The organism is Aquabacterium sp., from assembly GCF_044226965.1.
GTDB lineage: Bacteria > Pseudomonadota > Gammaproteobacteria > Burkholderiales > Burkholderiaceae_C > Pseudaquabacterium.
Map to the genome: position 1 here is coordinate 106,355 of NZ_JBGAGA010000009.1, position 15,795 is coordinate 122,149.

The 15,795-nt window shown below is 69.8% G+C and carries 10 protein-coding genes and 1 pseudogene; 7 read left to right on the top strand and 4 right to left on the bottom strand.

The window, feature by feature from the left end; all coding sequences use genetic code 11:
* Positions 1-63 precede the first annotated feature (63 nt).
* The 3 genes from yiaA to ACILR4_RS06490 form a co-directional block, all read right to left on the bottom strand.
* Positions 64-504 carry an inner membrane protein YiaA gene (gene yiaA / locus ACILR4_RS06480; protein WP_395700021.1) on the bottom strand — a complete coding sequence of 147 codons (441 nt, stop codon included), beginning with the start codon at positions 502-504 and terminating at the stop codon, positions 64-66.
* Between the two features lie 84 nt (positions 505-588).
* Positions 589-1,584, bottom strand: coding sequence for a hypothetical protein (locus tag ACILR4_RS06485; protein WP_395700022.1), 996 nt, complete (start codon positions 1,582-1,584; stop codon positions 589-591).
* A 12-nt stretch (positions 1,585-1,596) separates the two neighbouring features.
* Positions 1,597-4,866: a hypothetical protein gene (locus ACILR4_RS06490; RefSeq protein ID WP_395700023.1), complete on the bottom strand. Its 3,270-nt coding sequence runs from the start codon at positions 4,864-4,866 to the stop codon at positions 1,597-1,599.
* A gap of 230 nt (positions 4,867-5,096) precedes the next feature.
* Between ACILR4_RS06490 and ACILR4_RS06495 the strand changes: the two genes are divergently transcribed.
* The 7 genes from ACILR4_RS06495 (at position 5,097) to ACILR4_RS06525 (ending at position 15,499) form a co-directional block, all read left to right on the top strand.
* Complete coding sequence (locus ACILR4_RS06495) at positions 5,097-6,995, top strand: hypothetical protein (RefSeq protein ID WP_395700024.1); 1,899 nt, start codon at positions 5,097-5,099, stop codon at positions 6,993-6,995.
* A gap of 209 nt (positions 6,996-7,204) precedes the next feature.
* Positions 7,205-7,555, top strand: coding sequence for a c-type cytochrome (locus ACILR4_RS06500; protein WP_395700025.1), 351 nt, complete (start codon positions 7,205-7,207; stop codon positions 7,553-7,555).
* A gap of 125 nt (positions 7,556-7,680) precedes the next feature.
* Complete coding sequence (locus ACILR4_RS06505; protein WP_395700026.1) at positions 7,681-8,649, top strand: DmsE family decaheme c-type cytochrome; 969 nt, start codon at positions 7,681-7,683, stop codon at positions 8,647-8,649.
* Positions 8,650-8,669: 20 nt separating this feature from the next.
* On the top strand, positions 8,670-11,321 hold the full coding sequence (locus tag ACILR4_RS06510) for an MtrB/PioB family decaheme-associated outer membrane protein (RefSeq protein ID WP_395700027.1): 2,652 nt from the start codon (positions 8,670-8,672) through the stop codon (positions 11,319-11,321).
* A 37-nt stretch (positions 11,322-11,358) separates the two neighbouring features.
* Positions 11,359-11,958 carry a NapC/NirT family cytochrome c gene (locus ACILR4_RS06515; RefSeq protein WP_395700028.1) on the top strand — a complete coding sequence of 200 codons (600 nt, stop codon included), beginning with the start codon at positions 11,359-11,361 and terminating at the stop codon, positions 11,956-11,958.
* A 248-nt stretch (positions 11,959-12,206) separates the two neighbouring features.
* Positions 12,207-12,740 carry a PEP-CTERM sorting domain-containing protein gene (locus tag ACILR4_RS06520; RefSeq protein ID WP_395700029.1) on the top strand — a complete coding sequence of 178 codons (534 nt, stop codon included), beginning with the start codon at positions 12,207-12,209 and terminating at the stop codon, positions 12,738-12,740.
* An 11-nt stretch (positions 12,741-12,751) separates the two neighbouring features.
* On the top strand, positions 12,752-15,499 hold the full coding sequence (locus tag ACILR4_RS06525) for a beta strand repeat-containing protein (protein WP_395700030.1): 2,748 nt from the start codon (positions 12,752-12,754) through the stop codon (positions 15,497-15,499).
* Positions 15,500-15,517: 18 nt separating this feature from the next.
* Here the strand turns inward: ACILR4_RS06525 and ACILR4_RS06530 are convergent.
* Positions 15,518-15,795: pseudogene (locus ACILR4_RS06530) on the bottom strand (MFS transporter); the annotation flags it as partial.

Genomic DNA, 15,795 nt, shown 5'->3' on the forward strand with positions numbered 1-15,795 from the left:
AGGCGTGCGGCGTCGCGCAGGCGACAGGCCCGGGTTCCCCCGGCACCCGCCGTGGCAGGCGCGTCAGGCCTCGTCGCTGCGCGTGTCGCCGCCGCGGCCGGCCGGGCCCCGTGCCGAGGCGAGGTCGCGCACGTTCTTCTGGATCGTCACCGCGGCAAACAGGCTCAGCACGAAGGACATCGCGTAGAAGCCCTTCTCGGCGGTGCTCAGCTCGGCATTCCACAGCCCGACCAGCAGCAGCACCAGCACCAGCGCCACCGAGAACCAGCACAGCCCGAAGTACATCGCCGAGACCACGATGCCCTCCAGCCGGTCGCGCACCGATTTCTGCAGCGACACGGCCGAGAACAGCCCGTACATCAGGATCACGAAGTAGTAGCCCTTCTCGTTGAGCTGCATCTTCGCGTCCCACAGGCCCGCCATGTAGGTGATGACGCCGGCCAGCAAGGCCACCCAGGAGGCGGCGACGAAGGCGCCGGTCGGTGCTTGAACGCTTGACTTCACTGTGCAGCCCTTTGCGCAATATCCATGGCGCCGGCATGTTAACCAGCCCGCGCACCGGACCCGCAAAGGCGCCGGCGCTGCGACTCACCCGGTGCTGTCGAGCATGTCCGATTCGAGGGCCGGCACGAGGCGCCTGCGCAGCGTCTGCACGGCCTGCCAGGCCAGCCAGGCCAGGCCCAAGGCGGCCAGCACCGTGAGCGCCCAGTCGTCGCCCGACAGGGTCTCGTAGCGGCGGTAGCGCACACCGCTGAAGATCGACGCGCCGCGCCATGCCAGCGCAGTGCCGAGCATGTTGACCGCCAGCACCAGTGCGCTGCCCAGCACGACCCAGGCCAGGTACCGGACGAACCACACCGTCGCGATCGCGAAGCACATCAGCAGCAGCGGCAGGAACAGGCCGTGGCCATACACCGGTGCCAGCAGGAACAGCGGCAGGCAGGCCAGCACCACCAGCGCGGTGCGCACGAGGTAGCCTGCCATGGGCGACGGGCCCGCGGCGCGCGCGGCCGTGCCGTGCGCTGCCATGCACTCGGCCACCCGCCGCTGCACGGCCTCGAAATTCTGCGGCGTGCAGTACACCCGCAGCAGCGTGCGCCAGCGGTTGCGCAGCACGATGCTGCGGCCGGTGGCATCGACCTCGGCCCGGAACGCGCCGCTCCATTTCAGGGTCTGGCTTTCCTGCCTCATCGCCAGCAGGCCGCTGCCCGCAGCGGCAGGCCGGCCCAGCATCAGGCCGAGCAGCAGTGCGCCCCGGTTGCCGGCCTGGGCGGCGCGGTCGCGGGTTGCGGCATGCACGCCCTCGGCGTCGATGACGAAGCGCGCACGAAAGCGGTTGCCCAGCATCAGCAGCATGACGCCGAGCGCCAGCAGGAACAAGCCCAGCCCGCCGGCCGCCGCCAGCAGCAGCAGCCGCGGAACGAGGTCCCAGGCGCCCTGCACCAGCAGCATCCATGCGACGAGCGCACCGACCAGCCCGGCGGCGCCGAAGCTCACCCCCAGGATGCTGCGCAGCAAGGCCCCGTTGGTCACCAGCGGGATGTCGATGTCCCAGGCCAGCGGGGTGTCGGCCGGTGCGTTCATGCCGCCTGCTCCTCAACGTGGGGTGGCCGGTGCCAGCTGCTGCAGGACCTCGGCCAGTTCGAAGCCCGACAGCAGGCGCACCTCGGTGACGGCCTGGCCCGGGTTGCTGGCGCCGCGCTCAAGCGCCGCCTTCAGCCGAGCCAGGTACGCCGCCTCGGCGCTGCCCGGCCGTGCCGCCTGGATCTGCGCGGCCACCTGGCTCGACGCCACGCGGCAGCGTTCAGCCACCCCCGGCAACGGCAGCACCGGCAGCGGCTGCGCCGCATGGCGGGCCAGGGCCTGGCGGTCGCGCGTCAGTTCCTCGTTCAACCAGCCGAAGCCCCGGCTGCTGGCCGGCGGCATGGTGCGGCGCGCAAGCACCGCGGCCACCGTGGCGGGGTCGCGGTTGGCAATCGTCTGCAGCGTGATCTCGTTGGAGATGCGGTAGCGCGCCAGCGTCTCGCGGATCTGCTGCGCGCGGGCCGTGTCGCGCCGGCCCTCGGCATCGGTCAGCTGCTGCTTCAACTGCGCGGCCGAGGCGTCCGACTTCTCGCCGGCCGCATGCAGGCTGTCGGCGAAGGCCGCCTTGCTGCGGGCGAGGAACTGGGCCAGCTCGCGCGCCTGGGTCTCGGGCGGCGCACCGAAGGTGGTGATGCCGGCCTCGGCGTCGGTCAGATGGGCTCGCGCCTTCTGCGCCTGCGACACCAGGCGCGGATCGGCATCGATGCCCGCCAGCTGCAAGGCCTTGTCCAGGCTCTTGCTCACGACATGCGTGTCGACGACCCCTTCCCCGCCGATGCCGCCTTCCTGCGCCTTCTTGAGGTTGGCGATCACGGCACCATAGGCATCGGCGGTGATGCCATGCTGGGTGGTGTACTCGACGCCGCCCTGGGTCGGGAACTTGTCGCTGCCGCCGAGCGCGTCGTGGATGATCGCCGCCTCGTACGAGAGACTGCCGGGCTTGTCGGGGTTCGTGCCAGGCCGCCAGATCGTCATGTCGATGCCCGGGGCGATCCAGCGGTCGGGAAACTCCTGCACCTCGTGCCCGGCCTTGCGCAGCGCCTGCACGTACTTGCGCGCGGACACCAGCTCTCGCGGCGTGACATCGACGTCGCTCATCACCGACTTCGGCTCGCCGCCGGACAGCGGAATGTCGCCCGGCACGAGAAAGGCCTCGGCCAATGCCTCGCGGTGCAGCGCCATGCGGTTTTCCACCTGGGCGTACTTGGCACGCACCTTGGCCATGTCGCGCTGCCAGGCCACCTGGGCCTGCTGGTAGGCCTGGGTCCCGGTATCGACGCTGCCGTCCGCACGATGCGCGGTGATCGGCAGGGCCTTCTCGTGGCGACGCGTGGTCTCGGCCAGCTCCACGCGCATCGCGTCGCGGGCGACGATGATGCGGTACTGCGCCGCCACGGCCTCCTGCTGCGCCGGCGTCCTGGCCGCGCGCAGGGCATCGCCGTAGCGCTGCCGGTTGTCCTTGAAGGCCTCGGGCTTGGGCGGCTCGCCGCCGCCGCTGCCTGGCGTCCCGCCCCGGGCCTTGTTGGTGCCGCCCTGGATCAGGCCGGTGGCCTTGCCGGCGCTGTAGTTCATCAGCTTGTTCAGCACCGCGGTGCTGAGGCCGGCCTGCACCGCGGCGCCCAGGCCCTTGCGCTGCCCGGACTCGTCGCGCTCGAGTCCGCCGCGCAGTGCCGCGAGGCCGATGTCCACGCTGTTGCTGTAGGCGCGCGCTGCGTTCTCGGCAGCCTGCTGCACGCCGCCTTCGGCATAGCCGACGCCGGCCCCGTAGGCCAGCGACACCGTGCCGCCACCGGGCACCAGCCAGGTCGCGGCCCAGAAGGCCGCGTCGGCCCCGGCCTTGATGCCTTCGGCGGTGGCGAGGTTGGCGTCGGCCTGGGCGACTTTCGCCTGCTGCCGCGCGATGTCAGCGGCCCCTTGCGCAGCGACGATGCGCTTGAGCTGCGCGTGCAACTGGTCGAGCCGCGCGCCGCGGTCGGGCGCGCTGATGGCCTCGCGGATGCGCTGGTGGATCTCGGCCTGCAGGCGCACCCCGTCCGGGCCGCTGACCATCGCCGCCAGCTTCGGGATCACCTGGACGCGCTGATGGTCCTTGTCGAAGTCGGCCAGTTCGGCCTGCATGCCGACGATGAGCCGGGTAGCCTGCTGGTTCTGCCAATCGCTTCGGGTGTGCACCATCACGCCGGTGCGCAGGCTCTCGGCCAGGTCGCGCTCGGTCTGTGCCATGTCGCGATCGAACTCGGCGCGGTCCTGCAGCTCGCGCTGGCGCAGCGGGTCCTTCTCGCGCTGGGCGTCGGCCGCCCAGCGGCGCGCACTGTCCTCACGCTGCTGGGCCAGCGCCAGGTGGTGGCCGATGGCCTCGGCCACGGCAGCCGCGTTGCTGCCGGCCGCAGGGGCCGCCGACGGCGGTGGCGGCGTCGACGGACCCCCGACCACGCGGGTGTTCGACGGGTCGGCATCCTTCAGCAACGGGTTGATGGCGGCCTTGGGCTGGTTGCCGATGTTGACGTGCGGCACCTGACGGACCTCGCAATCGCCGTAGGGGCCGCCGCACGGCCCTGCGCTGCTGGCCGCCGGCGCCGGCGGCACCGCGGGCCTGGCGGGCAAGGCGGCCCGGTGCAGGGCTCGCGCCGCGAGCTTGGCGGCCAGCGGGTTCTGCGGGTTGCCCAGCTGGCGGATGCGCTGCAGTGCGGCCTGCTGCCGGCGGCGGCTGTCCTCGAGCGCGGCGGCCTGCGCCTGCGCCGCGCTCAACGCAAGGCTTGTCGCAAGGTCGTTGCCGGAGGCGGCGGCCTCCGCCAGGTCGACCAGGCTGCTGCGGTAGGCCGGGGCCAGCGCCTCGGTCTCGACGCCGGCGCTGATGTAGTCCTCCAGTGCCGGCGCCAGGCGCTCGAAGTAGGCGTGGTTCTGCGCGGTAGGGTGCTGGAAGAACGGCGCCCAGATCGCGTCGAAGTCCTTCAGCGGCTGCGTCGAGGCGCGGCCCTGCAGCGCCTGCACGCGGTTCATCGCCAGGACCAGCGCGGCTTCATGGGCTGCCAGCTTCGCGGCATCGACCGGATCGGCGGCGCTGCCGAGCGGGCCCCACGGATGGCGGGGATCGGCCAGGCGGACCTGCTCGGCCAGGCTGTCGAGGCGGAAGCCGCCAAACGGCAGCGGCGTGGCGGCCGGGCCCTCACCGGCCGGTGTCGCTGCGACCGCGGCCGCGCACAGCACGGTGGCGGCCAGGGCCAGCGCCGTGATGGGACACGTCGACGATCGGTGCCGCCGAAGGCGGGCCTGGCAGTGCATGGGGGCTCCCTCTCCAGTCGCCAGCATGATCCGCGGCCCGCCGTTGCGCGCCTTGCTGCATGTCAAGTTCCAGCCCTCATCAGCCGGGCGATTGACACCCGGAACACCTTGGACTAAACCCGCAACTCTTGCGCATCGAGGAGTCCGCGATGGCACTTAGCGCATGCCGCCACAGCGGCCTGATCGCCCTTCAGCTGGCGTTGGCGGTATGCGGTGCGGAGGCGGTCCCCGTGGATGCCACCCAGGGGGTGCGCTTCTACCAGCAGGACTTCGTCACCGCCACGACGACCCAGAACAACATCGACACCGGGGTCTTCGAAGTCAACGTCATCCAGCTGCGCCAGAGCACCGGCCTGGCCAGCGGCTACCTCAACGTGACGACCAGCGCCGGCTGGGTGGTGCGCAACCTGGCGGTGCCGCCCGAAGAGGTCTACCCGTATGCCCGCGTGGCGGCGGACTTCGACCTCGGCGTGGCCAGCGGCACGCCGGTCACCAGCCTCGGCGCCGCGGTGGACTTCTCGGCCGCGCCGGCCACGCAGTTCAGCGGCGGCACGATGGTCACGCACAGCGTCGCGCCGACCACCGTGGCCATCGGCGGAGCCAGCGACGAGCCGCTGACCGGCGCGCCCGATGCACCGAAGCTCGACCCGGTGCAGTACACCAGCGGCTCGGCCTCGGAGATCATCGTGCAGTTCGACCATCCGAACATCGAGGCCGCGAACAACCAGTGCGCACCGGCCGCGGTGGCCAACAGCCTGCAGTACCTGAAGAACAACTTCGGCCTGCCGGTGCCGCATGCGCACAAGGCCGGCTTGAGGCCTTCGGTCTCACCGGGCGACAACTCGCTGGTCGGCCAGATCGAGGAAGCGATGAACCGCCAGGTCACCGACCGGCGCCATGGCAAAGGCGTCGGCAACGGCGCACTCAAGGGCAAGCTGAACTACCTGGTGAGGAACAAGCTGGACAAGCTCGTGCAGGTCACGCACATGGGTGTCAATGCCGACCTGCAGGGCGACACCAACATGCGCTCCGACACGATAGACGGCGTCACGATGACCTCGGTCGGCAAGGGCAGGAACCTCGACCTGGACACCTTGTACAACGCGCTGCGCGAAGGGCAGAACTGCGAGATGTCGTTCAGCTGGAGCGGCACGCGGCCCGATGGCACGGCGGTGAGCGGCGGCCATGCGGTGGACCTGACCGGGGGCATCAACACGCTGGGCCAGCGCTCGCTGGGCTGGGCCTCCGACCGCAACCAGCGCGACGACGGCCAGGGCGCGGGCTTCAGCGGCTTCGAGCAGGCGCAGGTCACCGGCCCCGACGCCAACGGCCAGTACATGCTCAGCGGCCGCGGCAACCGCAAGATCAAGTCGGTGATCTGCGAGAAATTCGTCGTGCCCCCGGCCACCGTGAAGATCATCGAGACCATCGACCCCAAGGGCCACAAGTGCTGCGTGCAATCGCCGCCGCCGATGCTCAACGTCACCGTCGACAAGGGGGAGCTCACCGTGGCCGCCGCCGGCCCCACCAGCAGCGCCGCCTGGCTGCCGCTCAAGGGCAGCATCGCCAACGGCGCCTTCGATGCCGGCAGCACCGCGGCAGTGGCCGGCTTCGCCAAGGTCAGCACCCGCTTCACCGGCAGCTACGCCAACGGCAAGTACAGCGGCACGATCTCGGTGGGCGACAAGGGCGAGCTGTACGGCGTGCCGATCCAGTTCCGCGTGGAGATCAGCGAAGCGCTGCCCTCGGCCATCCGGCCGGCGATGCGCGTCAACGGCCTGCGGCAGGACCTGACGGTGGCCGGCGGCGAGCTGCTCAAGCCCTCGGTCAGCCTGACGGCCGGCCCCTACATCGGCCAGTCCGGCGACTGGTTCGTGGTGCTCGGCCTGGCCGATGGCCGCTGGCTGCACTTCGACCTGGCCACGATGAGCTGGCAGGACGGCATCGTGCCCACCTACACCGGCCCGCTGTTCGAGCTGCCCTACTTCGGCCTGCCCGCGGTCGACACGCTGCCACCCGGCACGCACAGCTTCTACTTCGGCTTCGACACGGTGCCCAACGGCCAGCTCGACTTCGACAAGGTGGTGTACGAGCGCACGCAGGTCACCGTGAAGGTCGCCACGCCCTGAGAGCATCGCCGAAGCTGTCAGCAATCTGTCGTATCGCATCAGCTTCATTGCGTCGGCAACACCCTCAGCGCGCTGCCGCAGGCTCATTGATCTGTCTCAAGCAGGCCCAAAACAACCAGCGCTAGCCTGCATCGCAACAGGGTCAAGCGATCCGGGCTGGACAAGCACCAGAACACCGGACTCACCAGGTCGCCGAGGAGTCGAGCACCATGAGGATCAGGCCTCTTTCACGCGCGTTGGCCATGGGCGCCATCGCCGCCGTCACCAGTGTCCTGGCCTTGCCCAGCCATGCGGTGGACAGCGCGGCCGCCGAGGCGCTGGCGCGGCAGAACAACTGCTTCAAGTGCCACGGCGTGGACAAGAAGAAGGACGGCCCGTCCTACAAGGAAGTGGCCGCCAAGTACAAGGGCAAGGCCGACGCCGAAGCGCGCCTGACCACCCACCTGACCACCGGCGAGAAGGCCAAGTTCCCCGACGGCCACGAAGAGGAACACAAGATCATCAAGGTCAAGGATCCGGCCGAGTTGAAGAACCTGATCGGCTGGATTCTTTCGCAGTGAGCTGAGCGCGCGAGGCGCTTGGGCGCCACGCGCTCCTTCCAACGTTCGATGGTGTGACCGGGCCGTTTGGCGGCCCGGCGGGAAGGGGCTTTGCCATGAAGAACCGAACAAGCTTGCACCGGGCCATGATGGCCCTGCTGGTGGGCCTGCTGGCGTGCTGCGTCACGCTGCCCGTGCGCGCCGCCACGAGCGCCGCCGTCAACGACGCGCTGCAGAAGGACGCTGTCTGCACCCGCTGCCACGACGAGAGCGAGCCGCGCGGCCTGCTGTCGATCTACCAGACCCGCCATGGCGTGAAGGCCGACAGCCGCACGCCCAGCTGCCAGTCCTGCCACGGGGACAGCAAGAACCACGTGGCGGGCGGCAAGGGCGAGAACGGGGCCAGCCGGCCTTCGCCCGACGTCATCTACAAGACCAAGAACGGCGTGTTCCCGCCCAGCCCGGCGGACGTGCAGGCCGGGGCCTGCATCAGCTGCCACCAGGACGGCAAGCGCACCCACTGGGCCGGCAGCCAGCACCAGAGCCGCGACGTGCCCTGCGCCGCCTGCCACAGCGTGCACGTGAAGTCCGATCCGGTGCTGACCAAGGCCACGCAGCCGGACGTCTGCTTCGCCTGCCACAAGACCGAGCGCGCGCAGACGCACCGCTTCTCCACCCACCCGCTGGCCGCCGGCAAGATGGCCTGCACCGACTGCCACAACCCGCATGGCAGCACCGGCCCGAAGCTGCTGGCCAAGAACTCGGTCAACGAGACCTGCTACACCTGCCATGCCGAGAAGCGCGGCCCCTTCCTGTGGGAACACGCGCCGGTGACCGACGACTGCACCAACTGCCACACGCCGCATGGCTCGACCCAGGCACCGCTGCTGAAGGCCCGCGCCCCCTGGCTGTGCCAGGAGTGCCACAGCGGTGACCACGGCGCCCAGGTGAACAGCGCCGCCAATCTGCAGAACGGGAATGTCACCACGGTCAACGGTGCGAACCCGCTGGCCAACGCGGCGGCCCGGGCCCAGATGGCCGGCCGCGCCTGCCTCAACTGCCACGTGCTGGTGCACGGATCCAACCACCCGGCTGGCTCCAAGTTCCAGCGCTGATCCATTCACCGGAGATCGACATGAACGCTGCCCATGGGACGAACCATGCGCTGCGGGCCACGGTGATCGCGGCCCAGGCCTGCCTTGCCACGCTGGTGGCACTGCCCCCCGCCCACGCAGCCGACGCGGTGGACCCCGCGCTGGCCGCGCTGGTGCAACCGACCAGCACGGTCGAGCTCGGCGTCGGCCACGTGAGCGACGGCGACTTCAAGGCCAACGAATACACCGGCCTGAAGAAGAAGGGTGCCTACGCGATCGGCAACTTCGACCTGCGCGGCGGCGGCAGCTACGACAGCGACGACGCCAGCCGCTGGAAGCTGCTGGGCCGCAACCTCGGCACCGAGGCCCGCGAGCTGTACGGCGAGTACAGCCTGCAGGGGCGCTTTCGCATCAGCCTGGGCTACGACGAGTTGCTGCGCAACCGCTCGGACAGCTACCAGACGCCGCTGCTGGGCGCCGGCACCAACGTGCTGAGCCTGCCGTCGAACTGGATCGTGCCGGTGGTGCCGCGCGTCAGCAGCACCGCGGCCAATGCGCGCGGCCTGCTGCCGGCGGTGACGGACTCGAGCGCGCTGGTCAATGGCGTGCTCACCGCGCCCACCGATGCACAGAGGAGCGTCGCTGCCGCGCTGCAGGCCGCGGACCTGCCCGCCTTCCAGCAGGTGGACCTGCACACCAGGCGCGCACGCTACGACCTGGCGGCCAGCTACCTGATCGACCGGCAATGGGAATTCAACGCCAGCTTCCGGCACGAGGACAAGACCGGCCTGAAGCCGATGGGCACCGTGAGCCGCGCCACCGGCGGCGACATCTCGACCATCATTCCCGACCTGATCGACCAGACCACCGAGCAGCTCAACCTCGGCCTGCAGTTCCGCAGCGACAAGGTGAGCGTGCAACTGGGCTACTACGGCTCGGTGTTCACGAACCACGTGCCCTCGATGACCTGGTCCAACTGGGCGCTGCCCGGCAACAGCCAGACCATGAGCACGGCGCCGAGCAACCAGTTCCACCAGCTCAACCTCACGGCCACCGCCAGCTTCAGCCCGACCACGCGGCTGGTCGCCAATGCCTCCTACGGCCGCGGCACGCAGAACGAGAGCTTCCTCACCGCCGCCTACACGCCGCTGGTGCCGGTGGCCTCGCTGGACGGCCTGGTCGTCACCCGCGCGGCGAACCTGAAGTTCAGCAGCCGGCCGATCAAGGACCTGGACCTGCACGCGGCCTACAAGTTCGACGAGCGCGACAACCGCAGCGCCGTGCACACCTACGGTTTCTACGACGCCGGGGAGCCCAAGGCCAGCGCCGCCTCGGTGTTCCAGGCCTACTTCCCGGGCGTGTCGCTCGGCGCGAACACCAACCTCAACGCGAACCGCCCCTACAGCCGGCGCGTGAACCAGCTGGACCTCGGCGCCGACTACCGGCTCAGCCGCGGCCAGGCGCTGAAGGCCGAGCTCGAGTCCCAGCAGATTGACCGCTACTGCAGCGGCAGCTGGATCGACTGCGTCGACGCGCACACCACCAAGGAGAACACGCTCAGGCTCGAATGGCGGCTCTCGGGCTGGCACACGCTGAATGCGCGCGTGGGCCTGGCGCACGGCGAACGCACGGTCAACTACAACGAGGACGCCTGGCTCGCGCTGGTGCCTGCTGCCACGCTCTCGCCCACCGGTGCCCCGAACGGGGCCACCGCCTACGGCACGCTGCAGCTGCTCGGCCTCACCGGCTATGGCCCGGTCAGCGGCCTCAATCCGCTGCCGACGGCCGGCAGCGCCGCGGCCTTCTTCTTCGCCAACAACAACGCGCTGGCCAACGCGCTGTACGGCAACCAGAACCGCATCAGCGAACTGCCGGGCATGCGCCGCTACAACATGGCCGACCGCACCCGCGACAAGGCGCGCGCCGGTCTCGAATGGCAGCCGGACGAGAAGCTCTCGCTGCAGGCCACGCTGGACCTGAACCAGGACGAGTACCGCCATTCGGTGTACGGCCTGCAGCGCGCCCGCAGCCAGGCGCTGAACCTGGACGGAAGCTACGCGCTCAGCGAGAACACCAGCCTCAACGCGTTCTTCACGCACGAGGAGCAGACCAGCCACAGCGCCGGCAACACCTATACCGCCAACAGCACGGCCGCGAATGTCAGCGGTTTCACCGCCATCCTCAACGGCTGCTTCGCCACCATCGCGCTGCGCAACGCCAGCAACAAGGTCGATCCCTGCCTGGACTGGTCGGCCGAGATGCGCGACCGCGTCGACACCCTCGGCGCCTCGTTCACCCAGCGCGGCTTGATGGGCGACCGGCTCGAGCTGAACGGCAGCCTGAGCTTCAGCCGCGCGCGCAGCAGCAACGACGTGGCCGGCGGCAACTACGCCAACAACCCGCTGGCCGTCACCGGCGCAGCCGCCGGCACGGTGGCCGCCTACTACATCGCCGCGGCACCGCTGCCGCTGGTGAAGACGCAGACCACCGAGCTGCAGTTCGGCGCGCGCTTCGCGATCGACAAGCAGCAGGCCCTGCGGGTGGGTTACCGCTACCAGCACATGCGCTCGAGCGACTGGGCCTACGACGGCCTGCAGTTCGGCGGCCTCTCCGGCGTGCTGCCCACCAACGAGACGGCGCCCAGCTACACCGTGCACACGGTGGGCCTGAGCTGGCTCTACAGCTTCCGCTGAAGCACCGCGCGCCGCCGACCACCGACAGGAGCCTGCCATGTCCACCGAGCAACCCGGCCTGCTGCGCCGCAGCTGGGCCGCCCTGCGCCGGCCCAGCGCGAAGTTCACGATGCTCGGCCTGCTGAGCATCGGCTTCGTCGGCGGCATCATCTTCTGGGGCGGCTTCAACACCGGCCTGGAGGCCACCAACTCGCTGGAGTTCTGCATCTCGTGCCACGAGATGCGCGACAACGTGTACCAGGAGTACAAGCAGACGGTGCACTACAGCAACCGCACCGGCGTGCGCGCGATCTGCTCGGACTGCCACGTGCCCAAGGACTGGACGCACAAGATGATCCGCAAGTCCAAGGCCAGCTTCGAGGTCTGGGGCAAGCTCACCGGCAGCATCGACACCAAGGAGAAGTTCGAGGCCCGCCGCATGACGCTGGCCACGCACGAGTGGGAGCGCATGAAGGATTCCGGCTCGCGCGAGTGCCGCAACTGCCACAGCTTCGAGGCGATGAGCGCCGACGTGCAGAAGCAGTCGATCTACAAGAAGCACATGAAGGGCAAGGAAGAAGGCAAGACCTGCATCGACTGCCACAAGGGCATCGCGCACCAGTTGCCGAAGGAATACCGCGACCCCGACGAGGGCTGAGCTTCCGCGCTGATCTTCTGCACTGAACTTCCACGCTGAGCGGCCGGCTCGCCCCGGCCTCGCTCCCCCGAAGCGCCCCTCGGCGACGCCGAGCGGGCGCTCTTGCGTGTCGTGAACTTGTTCACGCACAGCGCCTGTCTCCCGCATCCGCCAGAAAACGCTGTATCCATCGCGGGCCCGCGCTCGTAGGTGTCGCCCGTGCCCATCCCGGTACTCGCGAACACCTTCAACCCCTCGGGAGATAACGCATGACATCCACGTCCATCCCGCGCGCCCTGGGCGCGCTGGCGCTCACTGCCGCGCTGCTGCCGGCGCAAGCGGCCATCGTGCAGTTCGACTTCAGCAGCACGGTGACCTCGGGGCCCTTCTCGGGCCAGGTCGGCAACGGATCGATCCGCTTCGACGACGCCTTCGGCGGCTCCCTCGTGTCGCCCGGCGCCGGCAACGGCGGCCTCGAGATCGACTTCAGCTTCCTCGGCCAGACCTTCCACGAGAGCAACGACCAGGACTTCCCGGACTTCCCGCTGGTGACGCTGTTCGACGGCGCGCCGGTAGGCATCGACTTCGTGCTGGCCGAGGGCTTCTCCGGCGTCCACTTCGATGACGGCCGCATCGGCGGCATTGCGCTGCAAGGCGCGTTGCTGCCGGGCGACGGCGGCCTGCTGCTCGCGCCGATCGACATCACGCCTGCGCTGCAGACCGTGCCCGAGCCGGCGAGCTATGCGCTGGTGGGCCTGGCCCTGCTGGGCCTGGCCTTCAGCCGCCGCATGGCCCGGCGCTGAAGGAGCACGCCATGACCATCACGTCCCAATTCTCGAGCCGCGGCACCCTCACCGTGCAAGGCGATACGCTGTCCAACACGCTCAGCGTCTCGCGTGACGCCGCCGGCAAGCTGCTGGTCGACAACGGCGCGGTACCCACCACCGGCGGCGTGCCGACCGTTGCCAACACCCGCCTGGTGCAGGTGAACGGCGGCGACGGCGACGACACGCTGCTGATGAACGAGAGCAACGGCGCGCTGCCCAAGGTCAGCTTCTCCGGCGGCAACGGCAACGACACGATGACCGGCGGCTCCGGCGACGACCTGCTGCTGGGCGATGCCGGCAACGACACGCTGTTGGGCAAGGGCGGCGCCGACCTGCTGCACGGCGGCGACGGCAACGACGTGCTGACCGGCGGCAGCGGCAACGACTTCGTCTACGGCGATGCCGGCAACGACCGGCTGATCTGGAACCCGGGCGACGGCACGGACCTGTTCGAAGGCGGCGACGGCCTCGACACCGCCGAGGTCAACGGCGGCAACGGCAACGAGGTCTTCACGCTGACGGCCAACGGCAGCCGCGTCCGTTTCGACCGCGTCGACCCCGCGCCGTTCTCGCTCGACGTCGGCACGATCGAGCAGTTCGTCGTCCACATGAACGGCGGCGACGACAGCTTCAGCGCCACCGGCAACCTCGCCGCGCTGGTCGGCGTCACCGTCGACGGCGGCGCCGGCAACGACACGATCCTCGGCAGCAACGGCAACGACACGCTGATCGGCGGCGACGGCAACGACTTCATCGACGGCAACCAGGGCAACGACACCGCGCTGCTCGGCGCCGGCGACGACCTCTTCCAGTGGGACCCGGGCGATGGCAGCGACGTCGTCGAGGGCCAGGACGGCAACGACACGATGCGCTTCAACGGCGCGAACATCAACGAGGTCTTCACGCTGTCGGCCAACGGCGCGCGCACGCTGTTCACGCGCAACGTCGGCAACATCGTGATGGACGTCAACGGGGTCGAGACGGTCGAGCTGAACATGCTGGGCGGCGCCGATGCGCTGACCGTCAACGACCTGACCGGCACCGCGATGAGCACGGTGCGCGTGGACCTCGCCGGCACCCTCGGCGGCAGCACAGGCGACGCGGCGGCCGACAGCCTGACGCTCAATGGCAGCGGCGGCGCCGACAGCATCGACGTGAGCGGCACGGGCACGTCGGTGAGCGTGCTCGGGCTCGCGGCCCAGGTCACGCTGACGAACGTCGAAGGCGCCAACGACACGCTGGTGATCGCCGGCCTCGGCGGCGACGACGTGATCAGCGCCACTGCATTGCCGGCCGGTGTCGTCAACCTGACGCTCGATGGCGGCGCCGGCGACGATACGCTGCGCGGCAGCCAGGGTGCCGACACGCTGATCGGCGGCGACGGCAACGACTTCGTGCTGGGCGACGGCGGCAACGACATCGCGCTGATGGGCAATGGCGACGACGTCTTCGAATGGGACCCGGGCGACGGCAGCGACGTCGTCGAAGGCCAGGCGGGCACCGACACGCTGCTGTTCAATGGCGCGAACATCAACGAGACCATCAACATCGCGGCCAACGGCAGCCGGGTGCTCTTCACCCGCGACGTGGCCAACGTGTCGATGGACCTGAACCAGGTCGAGCACATCGCCTTCCACGCGTTCGGCGGTGCCGACACGCTCGTGGTCGGCGACCTGGGCGGCACCGGCGTCACGCGCATCGACCTCGACCTGGGCGTCAATGGCGCCGGCGACGGTCAGGCCGATAGCGTGACGGTCAATGCCAGCAATGCCGATGAATCGATCACCGTCACCGGCGGCGGCGGCAGCGTCAGCGTCGCCGGCCTGCCGGCCACCGTGAACCTGGCCTTCGCCGAGGCCGGCGATCGCCTGACGCTCAACGGCCAGGGCGGCAACGACGTCCTCAATGCCAGCGGCCTGCAGGCCGGCACGCTGCAGCTGACGATGAACGGTGGCCTCGGCAACGACCTGTTCGTCGGCAGCGGGGGCAACGACCTGATCGTCGGCGGCGACGGCAACGACACCGCGCTGATGGGCGCCGGCGACGACACCTTCGTGTGGAACCCGGGCGACGACAACGACATCATCGAAGGCCAGGCCGGCAGCGACACGCTGCAGTTCAACGGCGCGAACATTGCCGAGCGCATCGACATCAGCGCCAACGGCGGCCGCGTGCTGTTCACCCGCGATGTCGCGAGCGTGGTGATGGACCTCAACGACACCGAGACCCTTTCGTTCAAGGCGCTGGGCGGGGCCGACACCATCACCGTCAACGACCTCGGCGGCACCGACGTGACGGCGGTGCGCCTGGACCTCGCCGCGGCCGGTGGCGGCGGCGATGGTCAGGCCGATACCGTGACCGTCAACGCGACCAGCGGCGCCGATGTGGTGGTGGTCAACGGCGACGCCGGCACGGTGCAGGTGCTGGGCCTGTCGGCGACGGTCACGATCACCGGCTTCGAAGCCGGCCTCGACCGCCTGGTCATCAACCTGCTGGGCGGCGACGACACGCTGGAAGCCAGCGGCCTGCAGGCCGGCGCGATGCTGCTGACCGGCAACGGCGGCGACGGCGACGACGTGCTGATCGGTGGCGACGGCAACGACACGCTGAGCGGCGGCAATGGCGACGACGTGCTGGTCGGCGGGCCGGGCAACGACGTGCTCGATGGCGGGCCCGGCAACAACGTCACGATCCAGTTCGTCGGATCGCAGCTCGATCCGCTGGCCATCCTCTGAGCGCCCTGGGGGCCGTGCCTATGCAGCCAGCTGCGCCGGCCGGCCCCACTGCAGCGCCACCAGCGTGCCCACCATGCCCGACAGCAGGTAACCGCTGAGCGCCGCCAGCCCGAACTGCGACGACAGCCACAGCGTGACGATCGGCGCGAAGGCGGCGCCGAAGAGCCAGGCCATGTCCGCCGACAGCGCGGCGCCGAGATAGCGCGCCTGCGGCTGGAAGTGGTTGGCCAGCGCGCCGGCGGCCTGGCCGTAGGACAGCCCGAACAGCGTGAAGCCGAGCAGGAAGTACAGGTTCT

Bases quoted from the DNA above. Each gene is read 5' to 3' on its own strand.
- ACILR4_RS06505 (WP_395700026.1), top strand. From the start codon at position 7,681: ATGATGGCCCTGCTGGTGGGCCTGCTGGCGTGCTGCGTCACGCTGCCC.
- ACILR4_RS06490 (WP_395700023.1), bottom strand. From the start codon at position 4,866: ATGCACTGCCAGGCCCGCCTTCGGCGGCACCGATCGTCGACGTGTCCC.
- ACILR4_RS06525 (WP_395700030.1), top strand. From the start codon at position 12,752: ATGACCATCACGTCCCAATTCTCGAGCCGCGGCACCCTCACCGTGCAA.
- ACILR4_RS06520 (WP_395700029.1), top strand. From the start codon at position 12,207: ATGACATCCACGTCCATCCCGCGCGCCCTGGGCGCGCTGGCGCTCACT.
- ACILR4_RS06515 (WP_395700028.1), top strand. From the start codon at position 11,359: ATGTCCACCGAGCAACCCGGCCTGCTGCGCCGCAGCTGGGCCGCCCTG.
- ACILR4_RS06500 (WP_395700025.1), top strand. From the start codon at position 7,205: ATGAGGATCAGGCCTCTTTCACGCGCGTTGGCCATGGGCGCCATCGCC.
- ACILR4_RS06485 (WP_395700022.1), bottom strand. From the start codon at position 1,584: ATGAACGCACCGGCCGACACCCCGCTGGCCTGGGACATCGACATCCCG.
- ACILR4_RS06510 (WP_395700027.1), top strand. From the start codon at position 8,670: ATGAACGCTGCCCATGGGACGAACCATGCGCTGCGGGCCACGGTGATC.